We start from the raw sequence: 13,303 nt of genomic DNA, 5'->3' as shown, positions 1-13,303 counted from the left end.
ATCTTCTTTTTATTTATTTCTTAATTATTATTAGATAATATTATGTATTATTAGTGTAGGGATAGAAAATTAAATGAAAATTATACTTTTTAGTAGTGACATTGCTCTTATTTCAAGATGGGAAAAATTTATACAAGATAATGAATCATCTATATTATATAATGAAGATGAACTTTTTAGTATTAAAAATTCTATTTTGATTTTAAGTAGTTGTACGAATATAAAAAACAAAATACAAAAATTTAAAAAAATAAAAGATAAAAATAATAAAATTATTTTATTAGAAAGAGAACCTAATATATTAAATGCTAAAAGATATCTTTATTTAGGAGTAGATGGATATGGAAACTCTTTTATGAGTTTATCATTCTTTAAATCGTCTATTGAAGCTGTAAAGAATGATTATGTATGGATCCTCCCACATATAACACAAGGTTTAATTAAAGAAATATCAAAATTTGAAAATGCTAATGATAAAATATTAGAAAAACTAACTTCTTCTGAAAAAAAAGTAGCAGAATTTTTAAAAATAGGGTATAAAAATCAAGAAATAAGCTATGAGTTGGATATATCAGTAAATACTGTTAAAAAACATATTAAAAATATTTACAACAAACTAGATGTTCACGATAGGATATCATTTACAAAATTATTTATATAATAATTAAAATATATTTACAAATAAATATTTAAGGATAAGTATGAATTTTTTCAATAAAGAAAAATCATTAAAAACAACAGTTTTATCTCTATTTGGATTTATAATATTTTTATTAATCTTTATTTTTGGGATACAATTACTTTATATAGATAATGAATTAGCCAAAAAAAGTATTAATACTAAATTAGAAAGTCTAGCTTATAACGTTGAATCTTCGATAAAAAGTGCAGAACAATCAAATTTTAATACAATAGAAATGCTAAGTTTTATAAATAAAAAGAATAAGATTGAACAAGATGAAAATTTTAAAGCTTATGTAGATATATTAAAATTACAAAAAAAATATTATGCAGCATATACAGGATATAGTGATGGAAGTTTTTATGAAGTTATAAGTCTTGACATAGATAAAAATTTAAGAGATACTTATAATGCAAAAAATACAGACAAATGGCTACTTATAAAAATTGATGGTGAAAATATAAAACAAAGAGAGCTTTATTTATATGATGAATATTTAAATCAAACTTCAAAAAAAATTGAATTAAATAATAATTATGATGCTACAAAAAGACCTTGGTATAAGTTAGCATTAGAAAATAGTGGAAGTCCTGTAAAAACATCACCATATAAATTTTCGAATATAGATACTTTTGGAATAACTTATTCTAAAAAGTTAGCTGATACTGAAAATGTTGTTTCTATTGATTTTTTAATGGAAGATTTTAAAAATTTATTTAGAGATAATATTGATGAAAATAGTATGGATTTATTTTTATTTAGAAACTATGATAAACAGGCTATATCTTCTATTACAAAAGATGAAAGTTTACTTGAAGAATTTTTTAAATCTTATGAAAATATTTTATATTTTAAAGAAATAAAGATAATTGATTTAAGAGATAATAGTTATATTGTACAAATTATACCTATAAAAAATAGTAGTCAAGATGAATATATAATACTATTTGCTGATTATAAAAAAACGATACAGCCGTATCATATGCAAACATTAAAACTTGTAATGACTCTAGGAATAATAGGTATTCTTATGATACCAATTATTTTATATTTTTCAAAAATTATTGTAAAACCAATATATAGATTGGTAAGAGAGAGTGTAAAAATAAAAAATAGAAATTATAAAGAAGTATCTAAAGTAAATAGTTCAATTTTAGAAGTTTCTATCTTATCTAATGCTTTTTTAGATATGGCAAAATCTATTCATGAGTATCAACACTCATTAGAGCAAAAAGTTGAAGAGAGAACAAAAGAATTGTCTTTTAAAAATAAAGAGCTTTTAACTTTATCTATTACTGATAAATTGACAGGATTATATAACCGTGTAAAACTTGATAAGGTTTTACAAGAAAATATTGATAGAGCTCTAAGATATAATACTATTTTTTCTATTATTCTTATAGATATAGATTTTTTTAAAAAGATAAATGATAATTTTGGTCATCAAGTAGGAGATGATGTATTAAAAGAGACAGCAGAAATTTTAAAAAATAGTATTAGAAATGTTGATATCCTTGGAAGATGGGGTGGTGAAGAATTCTTGATTATATGCCCTGAAACACCTCTAACAGGAGCAAGAGAATTGGCTTTAAAATTAAATAAAGCTATAAAAGAATATAAATTTTCTACTTATCCAAATAGTGTAACTATGAGTATTGGTTGTTCTTCTTATAAACAAGGAGTTCTAACTTATGATGAGATTATATCAAATGCAGATAAAGCTTTATATATAGCAAAAGCAGGTGGAAGAGATAGAGTTGAAATTTTTTAATAACTTTAAGCTAAACTATCTATAATTGCATTTATGAATTTAGAAGAGCTAAAAAAGAAAAAAGACGATTGTCGAACTTGGAAAAATGTTGAACCATGGTTTTTACAACTAAAAGAAGCTTGTAAAATAGAAAAAAAAGATTTAAATATAGATTATGGTGATTGGTTTAGTATTGGGAATAGGGTAGATTTAAGTGATGATGAGTATGAAGTTATACTTAAAACAGCTAAAAAGCTAATTCCTTGGAGAAAAGGACCATTTAAAATTTTTGATTTAGAAATCGATAGTGAATGGCAAAGTAATATAAAATATAATCTTATTCGACCATATTTTAATTTAAAAGATAAAATTGTTGCAGATATTGGATGTAACAATGGATATTATATGTTTAGAATGCTTGAAGATTGTCCTAAAAGATTAGTTGGATTTGATCCTTCACCTTTGACTTTACACCAATTTGAATTTATAAATCATTTTGTAAAATCAGATATTATTTATGAAATGCTTGGAGTTGAACATTTAGAATTTTATAATCATAAATTTGATTTTATCTTTATGCTAGGAGTTTTATATCATAGAGCAGATCCTGTTGGAACTTTAAAATCACTAGCTCGAGGATTAAATAGTAAAGGAGAGATATTAATTGATACTTTTATGATAGATGGAGAAGATGAAATATGTTTAACTCCAAATAAAAGATATTCAAAGATTCCAAATATATATTTTATTCCTACAATTTCTGCACTTAAGAATTGGCTTGAACGAGCTGGATTTGAAAATATAGAAATATTAGCAACAGTAGTTACAACATCTAGTGAGCAAAGAAAAACGCCTTGGAGTTTTGATGAAAGTTTAGAAGACTTTTTAGATAAAGAAGATAGTACAAAAACAGTAGAAGGTTATCCAGCACCAAAAAGAGTTTATGTTAAAGCTAGAAAAGTTTTATAACTAAAATAGTTCAACATTACTAATAGTAGATATTTGGGAAAATTTAAAAAATTGCCCTCTACCTTTATTTTTGGCTTCATATAAAGCTATATCTGCATTTTTTATTGCATCATTGACTGTTTTACTAGAATTAAGTTCAAATCTTTCAAATCCTATACTTATACTTTTTTTCAAAGTTTGACCACTATTTTCATCTACAACAACTTCAACTTGTGAAAAATCAGAGATTATCTTTTTTGCTATTTCACAGGCTTGGTGTTCATCTTCATGACTTAAAATTGATACTAAAAAAGTATCAGACTCTAATCGTCCAACTAAATCAAATTCATTTATATTTGAGTGAATAACTCTTGCTAGTTGAACTAACATTTTATCTGATATCTCATAATCAAATTCATCAATAACTGATTTAAATCTATCAATACCTATCATAAGTAGGTAAATTTCATTTTGTTTATTATTTGATAATTTTAAATAAGAAGATAAATTTTCAATCATATATTGTCTCGTTAAAACATTTGTAACAGAATCTAAAGATGCTGATTCTATGAAATTTTTCTTTAAAATAGAGTTTTGAACTATTGTAGATATTATAAAAAATGCTGAATCAATAGTATTATAATTTTCTTCTAAAAAATTAGAGTGTTCAACTGAAGATGCACAAAAAGACACTGTAGCATTCATATTTGTATGAGTATTTACTATAAAATAGTGAGATAGATCATCATCTAAAAAAAAATCTTTTCCTCTTGATAATACATCTAGTTTTTCATTTTTATTGATATCAAATAGAGAAAATACTAAATTCTTTACATCAAATTCTCTTTCTAACCAATCAAAAATATCAACAGCAACTTGGTTTAAATTTGTTGCATATTGTAGTTGTTCATATAACTTAAAAATGCTTTGTATAGCTTCAAAAGACTCTGGATCACTTGCTGATCTTTTTATTAAATTTAAAATACTATTTTTCATATGTTCCCTAAAAAAGTTCAATTTTTGATGTTTCTTCTTCGTTAAATAAAAATGCACTACCTCTAGAATTATTTTTCGCTTCTCTTACAGCAATATCTGACTTTCTTATAATTGTATCTAAATCTAAGCCATCTTTTGGATAAAAAGTAATTCCTATAGAGATAGTTTTCATTAAAACTTGCCCTGTTTGTTGATTTACAACTACTTGTTCATTTTTAAAAGTAGCTATTAATTTATTTGCTACAAGTAGAGCATTTTCTTCTTTTACAATATTTTGTAAAATTACAAAAAAAGTATCATTTGCCATTCTAATAATTAAATCAGATTCTCTTACTTGAGATTTTAATACATTAGCTAGAGTTAATATAACTTTATCCCCAATTTCATAGTTAAATTCATCTAGTACTGCTTTAAAATGGTCAACTTCTACTACTAAAAAAGCTATTTTATTCCCTTCTCTTAGTGCAAGACTAAATAGAGGTGGAATACAATGGTTTAAATAAGTCCTATTATAGCAATTTGTTAAACTATCTATAATTAATGAACTATTTAACTTATTTTCTAAAATTTTTATATATATTATATTTGAAAAATTTTTTAAAAGTAGATTTATCTTTTCTACATTATTTTGTATATTTTTCAAATTCTCAATATTTAAAAAAATTAGTCCAAATATTAGTTCAATTTCATTTGATAATTTAAATTTTTGTGTATAAAAAAACTGATTGTTATCTTGAGAATTATCAAAAATATTTCTATTTTTACCATTTTCTTTGATATAGATTTTTATTGAATCTACTTTAAAATTTTCTTCTAAAAAATGAAATATTTTAATATATGATTTATTATTATCAAATGAAATTAGTTTTTGGTTTAGATTTGTAATATTTTCAAAAGATAGGTTCATCTTATATGCTTTTCCCATTGTCTAAGATTTTCTATTTCATTGTTTAAAGTTGTTTTTTGACCATGTCCTGGATAGATATGGAAATCTTTATTCCATTTTAAAATTTTATTTATACTATTTTTCATATCTTTTGCATTTGACATTGGAAAATCAAATCTTCCAATAGTACCTTTAAAAATAAAATCTCCACTAAATAAAGTTTCATTTATTTCTATAACACTACAACCTGGAGTATGACCTGGAAAATGGTGGAATTTTATTTTGATGTTATCAATTTCAATTTCTTCATCTGGATTTACTAAAATATCAGCATATGAAGGAGGCATTCCTAGATTATAAGGATTTAACGTTAGCATAAATTCATCATCTTTTGGAGTATATAAGCTTATATTAAATAGTTCTTTTACTTCTTGGTTTGACCAAATATGGTCAAAGTGACCATGTGTATTTAAAACAGCAATAGGATTTGTAGTATTATATTTAATCCAAGTAGTAGCTTCATATCCTGGATCAATTATGATATCTTTACCTTCAATAGTTATTATATAGCAATTTGTTTGATAATCACCCATAGGATGAACTTTAATCTGCATTTTAAACCTTAGTTTGCTAAAATTACTCCATTATAACTAAAAAAAGGTTAATCTATGAATTATTATAAGGTTCTTGAAGATATTTTATTAACAAGATTACCAAATGAAAAGATAGAAAAATTTAGAATTTTCTATAATGATTTTTTAAGTGGTAATTTTCACTTCACTAATGATTATAACCCACCAAGTTTAAAAGAACAAGAACCATCATATTCAACATTTCTAAATATTTTAAAACCTACAGCTTTACCTGAAATAAAGAATTTTAAGAGTATCGAAGGTAAAAAGTATTTAGTTCATACTATTTTACATATAGAGTATTCTGCTATTGATTTAGCACTTGATGCTAGTTTAAGATTTAAAAATTTGCCACTAAAATATTATCAAGATTGGCTTGAAGTTGCTAATGATGAAATAAGGCATTTTTTAATGCTAGAAGAATTATTAAAAGAATTAGGTGGTAAATATGGAGATTTTGATGTACATAAAAATCTTTTTGAAGCTATGCAACAAACACCAGATTTTTTAAGTAGAATGGCTTGTGTTCCAAGGTATTTAGAAGCAAATGGACTTGACCAAAATCCAAAAATTATGCAAAAACTTAATTCAAATAAAGATGAGTTTAATACAAAATTTATAAAAGCCTTAGAAATTATACTAAAAGAAGAAGTTGATCATGTAAAAAAAGGCGATATTTGGTTTAAATATGAGTGTCAAAGACTAAATTTAGAACCAGAAAGCACATATTTAGAATTAATAGAAAAAGTTTTCCCTGGTAGTTCAAAAAGAAAGATGGATTTAAATTTTAGTGCTAGAAAAGAAGCAGGATTCTCTTGTAATGAATTAAAGACATTATCAAAAAAAGATGATTGTTTTTAGATAGAGGTTAAATATGATTAATTCAAATTATGATGTTGCTTTTTTTAAATTAAAAAATTTAAATGACAATAATGATAAAAATATAGGAAGTGGATTTTTATCGAATGTTGAAAATATAATAAATAAAGATATACCAAGAGATGATAGTTTAACTTTTGAAAATATTAAAGGAATAAGTTTAGAAGAGATTGAAGTACATTTTAAAGATGAAGATAAAAAAAATATAGCAAAAAATCTACGTGTTGCTACATTGTTTTCAAATGATGAAAAACTATCCAAAGCTTTGTTTAATACAGTATTAGGACAACCTTTTGATGTAGGATTTGATTATTTAAGTAATAAATATGAAGATAAAAGAAGTTACTTAAAATCAAAATTTGGTGGTTCAAATTCATTATTTGATTTACTTCATAAATCTATGAAAAATAGATTAGATGGTGAAAAATCACAAACATCAAAAGAAGATTTGGATGATATTTTATTAGAAATAAACTCTTTTGATTTTATAAGTGTTTTAGGAAAAAATTATAAGAAAGGTTATGATAAGTATAAAAATGATGACAAATATTCTTTTTTATATAAGAACTATACTTTAGAATACCAAGATTTAATCGATAAATATAAAAATATAGATAAGATTAATCTTGATATTATTAAACAATTTTAGTATATTGACGTTAAGAATTTTAGTCTTAAATTAGAATCGATATATTCTACTTTTATATTACTATTTATTTTTTCAGATGCTAAAACACCTTGTAAAGTTTTAATAACATGCCAAAACTTTTCATTAAAAGGTATATTTATCTCTTTTATTTTATTGGTTTTTATAGTTTCAGCAATAGATAATACACTATAATAGTAAAAAATTTTATTTTTTGCTCTTTTTATTCTATAATCTCTCATTAAATTTAAGTTTGTTTTATAAATATCTTTTTCTATATCACTCAAATTAGTTCTATTTTCAATATCTTCAAGTTCCAAATCTAAATGTTTTTCATAAGAATTTAATTTTTTTTCAATATCTTCATCTAAATTTGAGAAATGATCTAATATCCTATTATATAACTTACTAATATTATCTGAACCTACTTTTATACTATATGAGTAATTTTTGTTTGTTTCATAATTATTTGATAATGCATTAATAATTTCATATACATAAGGTAAATAGATGAATTTATCATCTTTACCTTGTTTAAAAGATATACCATTTTGACTTATAATGGGTCTAAATCCTACATATTCTAATTTCATATTATGTTTCCTTTGTATTATTTAATTTTTTAAGAAAACCATTTCTTAACTTTATCAAATACTCCTTCAAATTTTGTTTCATGTGGAGTACTCTCTAATCCAAAACTTTCTTGAAGTTTTTCTAGAAGTTCTTTTTGTTCACTATTTAAACTTTTTGGATATTCTATTTTAACTTGAACAATTAAATTACCCTTTCCATATCCTTGAACAGATTTGACACCTTCATTCCTAAATGTAAATTGTTGTTTGTCTTTTACGCCTTTTGGAATTTCGAGCTCTAATTCTCCTCTTAAACTAGGTATTTTTATTTTTGCTCCTAAAATAACTTGAGTAAAGAAAATAGGTGCTTCAAAATAGATATCATCATCATGTCTTACAAAGTGAGAATCTTCTTTTACATTAACTTCTAAATATAGATCTCCTCTTTGACCATTTGGTGCAATATTTCCTCTATTTGAAACTCTTATTCTCATTCCATCATTTACACCCTCAGGGATATCAACTTTGAAACTATCTTTAACTTCTTCATATCCAACGCCTTTGCAAGAACTACAAGCTTCTGCTTTTGATTGTCCTGTTCCAGAACAGTTTGGACAAGTTTGTGCAAAAGTCATAAATCCTTGTCTTGAGTGAACTTGACCAACTCCTCCACAAGTTTTACAAGTAGCTAACTTACCATCTTTTGCACCAGTTCCACTACAAGATTTACAAGCAGTTTTATATTTGTATGTTATCTCTTTTTTACACCCAAAAACTGCCTCATTAAACTCTAAAGATATACTAATAACTGTATCTAAATTATAGTTATAAGTTTTTCTTTCCTTCTTGCTACTTCTTCCTCCAAAACCAAACATCTCTTCAAACATTGAACCTAAATCATCAAAACCACTAAAACCACCTCTTTGACCATGCCCTTCTAGTCCAGCTTTACCATATCTATCATATAAAGCTCTTTTTTCTTCATCACTCAATACTTGATAAGCTTCATTTATAGCTTTGAATTTTTCTTCAGCTTCTTGATCATCTGGATTTTTATCAGGATGATACTGCATAGCCAGTTTTCTATAGGCTTTTTTAATAGTAGATTTGTCTGATGTCTTACTAACTTCTAATAATTCATAATAATCAACTTCAAGCAATTTGCAATCTCCCAAAAATATAATAAAATTTTATAAAGTGAATATTCTAACTAAAAAGTAAATAATTTCTTATTAAGCTGATTAATTTTTATTTCGATATAATCCCAAAATGAATAGAGGATTAGAAAAATTTTATGAATTAGTTGAAGCTTTTGAGTCTTTACCAACTATTGGTAAAAAATCAGCTTTAAGACTTGCTTATCATATTGTTATGAATGACAATTATTGTGGAATAAAAATAGCTCATAGTATAGAAAATGCACTAAAAAGTATAAAAAAATGTAAGAGGTGTGGTTCTATGAGTGAACATGAAATCTGTGAATATTGTTTGGATGAGAGTAGAGATAAAACAAAACTTTGTATTGTTCAAAGTGCAAAAGATATATTTATAATTGAAGAATCAAAAGAGTTTGATGGAAGATATTTTGTAATAGATGAATTAGTTATTGATGAGATTATTAAACTTCAAGATTTTATAAAAAATAATGAAGTTAAAAATATACTTTTTGCTATTACTCCATCTATTGCGAATGATGCTTTTATACTATTTATTGAAGATAAATTAAAAGATTTTGATATAACTTTTACAAAAATAGCACAAGGTGTTCCAACAGGTGTAAGTCTTGAGAATGTTGATTTATTATCTTTATCTAAAGCTATTCAAAGTAGAGTAGAGGTTTAGAATGCAAAAAAGAGTTGTATGCCAAAAATGTATACACTATTTTGTTACTTGGGAGCAAAATAAACCACATGGATGTAAATCTTATGGTTTTAAATCAAGAGTTCTTCCTTCTATTGTTGTAAAAAATAGTAGTGGAGAAGATTGTAAACTTTTTATAGAAAAAAAATTTGAAAATAGGAGTTGATTTGTTATATAAAGATTTTAAAGAGGCAATAAAAAGTATAGGATTTAGTTCTGTTGATGAGTTTATATCTTATGCAAAGATAAGCTCAAATGAAGTTTTAGCTTGGATAGAAAAAGATGAAGTTCCATATTTAGTATCTTTGCTTTTACATACTTTAAAAGGTGATAAAGATGTTCTACCAGCTAGTATTTCTTTAGAAAGTATAGTTGAAGAGTGTTTACCTCTAGCAACACTTCTTGAAGAAGCTTCATCTTTCCCTCATAAACTTGAAGAGATGTTTTTATTACAAAAACAACTAAATGATTCAACAAATGGTAAAAATTGGGAACTAGGTAGTAATAAATTTGGAAAAGAGATAAATTGGCTTAGATGTATTCATATGGAAGTTGCAGAACTTATAGATTCAACTCCTTGGAAACACTGGAAAAATATAAATTCAAGTCCAGATATGAATAATATTCATGTTGAATTAGTTGATATTTGGCATTTCTTAATGTCTTATATTTTACAAGAAACAAATGTTCCAAAAGCTGTATCTTTAGTAAATACTCATTGTATATATGAAGCTTCAAATAATATAGATATAAAACTTGTTGTAAAAGAAGCAGAAAAATTATCTTATATATCTTTAGCAATAGATACAAAAAATATGCCATCTTTTAGTGGAATAGAAAGATTTATTGAACAATATTTTAGATGTTGTAAAATTGCTGGTTTATCTTTTACTTGGCTTCAAAAATTATATATTGGAAAGAATTGTTTAAATCAATTTAGACAAGATAATGGTTATAAAGAAGGAACTTACAAAAAAATTTGGAATGGAAATGAAGATAATGTTGTAATGGTAAACTTACTTGAAAAGATTGAAGATGTGAGTTTTGAAGAACTTTATAAACAATTAGGTATTGAATATAATAAAGCTTAATAGATTTTAAGCTTTAGGATTTAATTTTGCTTTTAGCTTTTTGGGTAAATGAGCAAAAACAATTTTGCTATTTTTTATAAATTTATCATTTTTAAAAATAGCAATATCCAAACTCATAGAATTTTGGTTAAAATTTAGTAGTTTTATTGTTTCATCTTTTTGTATGAAAGTAAGATTTTCATTTTTTAAATCTACTATTTTTTTTATTTTTGCCAAATTTACTCCAAAATTTAATATTAAATAATTTTACAAAAATAGGATTTAAAATGCAACAAGAGAGTATTAAAGCAATTCCTTCAAATAGATTGCAGTTTTTCCCAATAATGATGTTTGCTACTATTATGGGACTTGGTGGTTTGACTTTAGTTTTTGAGAGATTGTATTCAACTTTTAATTTTCCAAAATTTTTTGCTACAACATTAATAACTATTACAACAATTTTATTTTTTATTCTAATTTTTACGTATTTATTAAAAATTATAAAATATAAAGAGGAGGTTCTAAAAGAACTAAATCATCCTATAAGAATAAATTTCTTTGCAGCTATCTCAATATCAATGCTTATTTTGTCAGCAACTTATAAAGACTATTATATGGAAGCATCAGAGATATTTTTTTATGTTGGTGCAAGTTTACATATATTTTTTACTTTTTATACAATTAGATTTTGGATAAATAATAATCTTGAAATAATTCATTCAAATCCAGCATGGTTTATACCAATTGTTGGAAATCTGATAGTTCCAATAGCAGGAACAGGTTTTGTTGATAATCAGATTTTGATTTTTTACTTTGCAGTAGGAGTATTTTTTTGGATAATTCTATTTTCTATTATTTTAAATAGAATTATTTTTCATAACCCTTTTGCTCCTAAATTTTTACCAACAATGTTTATTCTAATAGCTCCACCAGCTATAGGATTTATTTCATATATAAAATTGACTTCTAGTTTAGATTTCTTTTCCCAAATTTTATTTAGTTTAGGAATATTTTTTGTGATTTTACTATTTTTTATGTATAAAAATTTTGTAAAAATAAAGTTTTTTATATCTTGGTGGGCATTTACATTTCCTATGGCTGCAGTTACACTTAGTACAATTTTAATGTATGATTTAACACAAAACTTTTTTTATGAGGTTTTGTCTTACATCTTTAGTGTAATTACAACTATAATAGTACTTTTAGTTGCTTTTAAAACAGTACAACATATCTTAAAACAAGAAATTTGTATTATGGAATAGGATAAGATATTAATAGGCTTTTCTACTTTTATTAAGTAGTATAAAATTATTGGTTTCTTCTATATAAGAAACTTATTTAAAGGATTTTCTATGGAATTTAGATATATTGGAAAAAGTGGACTTAGAGTTAGTTCTATATGTTTAGGAACTATGACTTTTGGAAGTAGTACTTCTAAAGATGAAGCATTTAAAATTTTAGATAAAGCTTATGATAGAGGAATAAATTTTTTTGATACGGCAGAACTTTATCCTGTAACTCCCAAAAAAGATACTATTGGGAATACAGAACTTATTGTTGGAGAATGGCTAAAAACAAAACCAAGATATAGTGTGATTTTAGCAACAAAAATAGCAGGAGCAGCTTCTGGTTGGTTTGTTCCACCAGTACGTCATGGATTTACTGCTATAGATAGTTTTCATATAAAAAAGGCTATTGAAGATAGCTTAAAAAGACTTCAAACTGATTATGTAGATTTATATCAAATGCATTGGCCTGATACTATTGTGCCAATTGAAGAGAGCTTAAAAGCTTTTGATGAACTTGTTCGTGAAGGAAAAGTGCGATATATTGGAACTTCAAATGATAGTGCTTATGGACTTACAAAAGCAAATGAAGTTAGTAAATATAAAGGTCTTGTTCGATTTGAGTCTATTCAAAATAATTTTTCATTATTAAATCCAAGATTTCATGATGAATTAGCAAATGTTTGTAGAAGAGAAAATATATCATTATTACCATATTCTCCTATGGCTGGAGGAGTTTTAAGTGGAAAATATAATAATGAATTTGTATCACCAGATGTAAGATTTTCTATTTATCTAAAAGAAAAAAGTAAAAGAGTCCAGGCTATGGCAAATAGATTTGTAAATGATAAAACTTTACAAGCTACTCAAAAATATTTAAAATTAGCAAAAGAGTATGAAGTAAGTCCTGTTACTTTAGCTATTTCATATTCTAAGCACTTTGATTTTGTAGCTTCAACTATAATTGGAGCTAGAAAAATAGAGCAGTTAGATGATTCTTTAAAAGCTTTTGATTTTAATATAAATGATGAATTATTGAGTAAAATTGAGCAAATACAGAAAGAGATTTTATACCCTATGGGTTAATAAATATAAT

Annotated in this window: 16 protein-coding genes; 10 read left to right on the top strand and 6 right to left on the bottom strand. The window is 24.6% G+C overall.

The window, feature by feature from the left end:
- Positions 1-73: 73 nt before the first annotated feature.
- Genes ALANTH_RS11520 through cmoB form a run of 3 tightly spaced genes read left to right on the top strand, consistent with a single transcriptional unit; the run spans position 74 to position 3,401 of the window.
- Positions 74-661, top strand: coding sequence for a response regulator transcription factor (locus tag ALANTH_RS11520; protein WP_026807858.1), 588 nt, complete (start codon positions 74-76; stop codon positions 659-661).
- Positions 662-701: 40 nt separating this feature from the next.
- Complete coding sequence (locus ALANTH_RS06830; RefSeq protein WP_029888336.1) at positions 702-2,453, top strand: GGDEF domain-containing protein; 1,752 nt, start codon at positions 702-704, stop codon at positions 2,451-2,453.
- A gap of 33 nt (positions 2,454-2,486) precedes the next feature.
- Positions 2,487-3,401: a tRNA 5-methoxyuridine(34)/uridine 5-oxyacetic acid(34) synthase CmoB gene (cmoB, locus tag ALANTH_RS06825; protein WP_026804470.1), complete on the top strand. Its 915-nt coding sequence runs from the start codon at positions 2,487-2,489 to the stop codon at positions 3,399-3,401.
- Here the strand turns inward: cmoB and ALANTH_RS06820 are convergent, their stop codons facing one another.
- The 3 genes from ALANTH_RS06820 to ALANTH_RS06810 are packed head-to-tail and all read right to left on the bottom strand — an operon-like array spanning position 3,402 to position 5,876.
- Positions 3,402-4,376: a GGDEF domain-containing protein gene (locus ALANTH_RS06820; protein WP_026804469.1), complete on the bottom strand. Its 975-nt coding sequence runs from the start codon at positions 4,374-4,376 to the stop codon at positions 3,402-3,404.
- Between the two features lie 7 nt (positions 4,377-4,383).
- Positions 4,384-5,301 carry a GGDEF domain-containing protein gene (locus ALANTH_RS06815; RefSeq protein ID WP_172658507.1) on the bottom strand — a complete coding sequence of 306 codons (918 nt, stop codon included), beginning with the start codon at positions 5,299-5,301 and terminating at the stop codon, positions 4,384-4,386.
- Entirely contained in the window at positions 5,280-5,876 is a 597-nt protein-coding gene (locus ALANTH_RS06810) for an MBL fold metallo-hydrolase (protein WP_026807855.1), read from the bottom strand. The genes ALANTH_RS06815 and ALANTH_RS06810 overlap by 22 nt, the downstream gene beginning before the upstream one ends.
- Before the next feature lie 54 nt (positions 5,877-5,930).
- On the opposite strand from ALANTH_RS06810, the gene ALANTH_RS06805 reads away from it, so the two are divergent.
- Both ALANTH_RS06805 and ALANTH_RS06800 read left to right on the top strand, forming a co-directional pair.
- Positions 5,931-6,755, top strand: coding sequence for a ferritin-like domain-containing protein (locus ALANTH_RS06805; protein ID WP_026804466.1), 825 nt, complete (start codon positions 5,931-5,933; stop codon positions 6,753-6,755).
- Between the two features lie 13 nt (positions 6,756-6,768).
- Positions 6,769-7,422 (top strand): hypothetical protein, encoded by a 654-nt coding sequence (locus ALANTH_RS06800; protein ID WP_026804465.1) that lies wholly within the window; start codon positions 6,769-6,771, stop codon positions 7,420-7,422.
- On the opposite strand, the gene ALANTH_RS06795 is transcribed toward ALANTH_RS06800, so the two are convergent.
- Both ALANTH_RS06795 and dnaJ read right to left on the bottom strand, forming a co-directional pair.
- Positions 7,419-8,012 (bottom strand): hypothetical protein, encoded by a 594-nt coding sequence (locus ALANTH_RS06795; RefSeq protein WP_026807854.1) that lies wholly within the window; start codon positions 8,010-8,012, stop codon positions 7,419-7,421. The two genes, ALANTH_RS06800 and ALANTH_RS06795, sit on opposite strands and share 4 nt — an antisense overlap.
- A 29-nt stretch (positions 8,013-8,041) precedes the next feature.
- Positions 8,042-9,151 carry a molecular chaperone DnaJ gene (dnaJ, locus tag ALANTH_RS06790; RefSeq protein WP_026804463.1) on the bottom strand — a complete coding sequence of 370 codons (1,110 nt, stop codon included), beginning with the start codon at positions 9,149-9,151 and terminating at the stop codon, positions 8,042-8,044.
- A gap of 109 nt (positions 9,152-9,260) precedes the next feature.
- Between dnaJ and recR the strand changes: the two genes are divergently transcribed.
- From recR to ALANTH_RS06775, 3 genes are read left to right on the top strand one after another with little or no spacing between them, the layout of a single operon-like run.
- Positions 9,261-9,833, top strand: a complete 573-nt coding sequence (recR, locus tag ALANTH_RS06785; RefSeq protein WP_026804462.1) for a recombination mediator RecR — start codon at positions 9,261-9,263, stop codon at positions 9,831-9,833.
- 1 nt (position 9,834) lies between these two features.
- Complete coding sequence (locus ALANTH_RS06780; protein ID WP_026804461.1) at positions 9,835-10,017, top strand: hypothetical protein; 183 nt, start codon at positions 9,835-9,837, stop codon at positions 10,015-10,017.
- Between the two features lies 1 nt (position 10,018).
- Positions 10,019-10,942 carry a dUTP diphosphatase gene (locus ALANTH_RS06775; RefSeq protein ID WP_034236775.1) on the top strand — a complete coding sequence of 308 codons (924 nt, stop codon included), beginning with the start codon at positions 10,019-10,021 and terminating at the stop codon, positions 10,940-10,942.
- A gap of 6 nt (positions 10,943-10,948) precedes the next feature.
- Here the strand turns inward: ALANTH_RS06775 and ALANTH_RS06770 are convergent, their stop codons facing one another.
- Positions 10,949-11,158, bottom strand: a complete 210-nt coding sequence (locus tag ALANTH_RS06770) for a hypothetical protein (protein WP_026807852.1) — start codon at positions 11,156-11,158, stop codon at positions 10,949-10,951.
- A gap of 50 nt (positions 11,159-11,208) precedes the next feature.
- On the opposite strand from ALANTH_RS06770, the gene ALANTH_RS06765 reads away from it, so the two are divergent.
- Together ALANTH_RS06765 and ALANTH_RS06760 are read left to right on the top strand one after the other, a co-directional pair.
- Entirely contained in the window at positions 11,209-12,183 is a 975-nt protein-coding gene (locus tag ALANTH_RS06765) for an SLAC1 anion channel family protein (protein ID WP_026807851.1), read from the top strand.
- Between the two features lie 90 nt (positions 12,184-12,273).
- Positions 12,274-13,293, top strand: a complete 1,020-nt coding sequence (locus ALANTH_RS06760; RefSeq protein WP_026807850.1) for an aldo/keto reductase — start codon at positions 12,274-12,276, stop codon at positions 13,291-13,293.
- Positions 13,294-13,303 lie beyond the last annotated feature (10 nt).

Origin of the sequence: Aliarcobacter lanthieri, from assembly GCF_013201625.1 — a bacterium.
Lineage (GTDB): Bacteria > Campylobacterota > Campylobacteria > Campylobacterales > Arcobacteraceae > Aliarcobacter > Aliarcobacter lanthieri.
The sequence above is the reverse complement of the archived record's forward strand: the minus strand, read 5'-3'. Positions and strand labels throughout refer to the sequence as shown.

Coding starts and splice junctions, on each gene's coding strand:
- ALANTH_RS06815 (WP_172658507.1), bottom strand. CDS start 5,301: ATGGGAAAAGCATATAAGATGAACCTATCTTTTGAAAATATTACAAAT.
- ALANTH_RS06805 (WP_026804466.1), top strand. CDS start 5,931: ATGAATTATTATAAGGTTCTTGAAGATATTTTATTAACAAGATTACCA.
- ALANTH_RS06800 (WP_026804465.1), top strand. CDS start 6,769: ATGATTAATTCAAATTATGATGTTGCTTTTTTTAAATTAAAAAATTTA.
- ALANTH_RS06830 (WP_029888336.1), top strand. CDS start 702: ATGAATTTTTTCAATAAAGAAAAATCATTAAAAACAACAGTTTTATCT.
- ALANTH_RS06780 (WP_026804461.1), top strand. CDS start 9,835: ATGCAAAAAAGAGTTGTATGCCAAAAATGTATACACTATTTTGTTACT.
- ALANTH_RS11520 (WP_026807858.1), top strand. CDS start 74: ATGAAAATTATACTTTTTAGTAGTGACATTGCTCTTATTTCAAGATGG.
- cmoB (WP_026804470.1), top strand. CDS start 2,487: ATGAATTTAGAAGAGCTAAAAAAGAAAAAAGACGATTGTCGAACTTGG.
- ALANTH_RS06810 (WP_026807855.1), bottom strand. CDS start 5,876: ATGCAGATTAAAGTTCATCCTATGGGTGATTATCAAACAAATTGCTAT.
- ALANTH_RS06765 (WP_026807851.1), top strand. CDS start 11,209: ATGCAACAAGAGAGTATTAAAGCAATTCCTTCAAATAGATTGCAGTTT.
- recR (WP_026804462.1), top strand. CDS start 9,261: ATGAATAGAGGATTAGAAAAATTTTATGAATTAGTTGAAGCTTTTGAG.
- ALANTH_RS06820 (WP_026804469.1), bottom strand. CDS start 4,376: ATGAAAAATAGTATTTTAAATTTAATAAAAAGATCAGCAAGTGATCCA.
- ALANTH_RS06760 (WP_026807850.1), top strand. CDS start 12,274: ATGGAATTTAGATATATTGGAAAAAGTGGACTTAGAGTTAGTTCTATA.
- ALANTH_RS06795 (WP_026807854.1), bottom strand. CDS start 8,012: ATGAAATTAGAATATGTAGGATTTAGACCCATTATAAGTCAAAATGGT.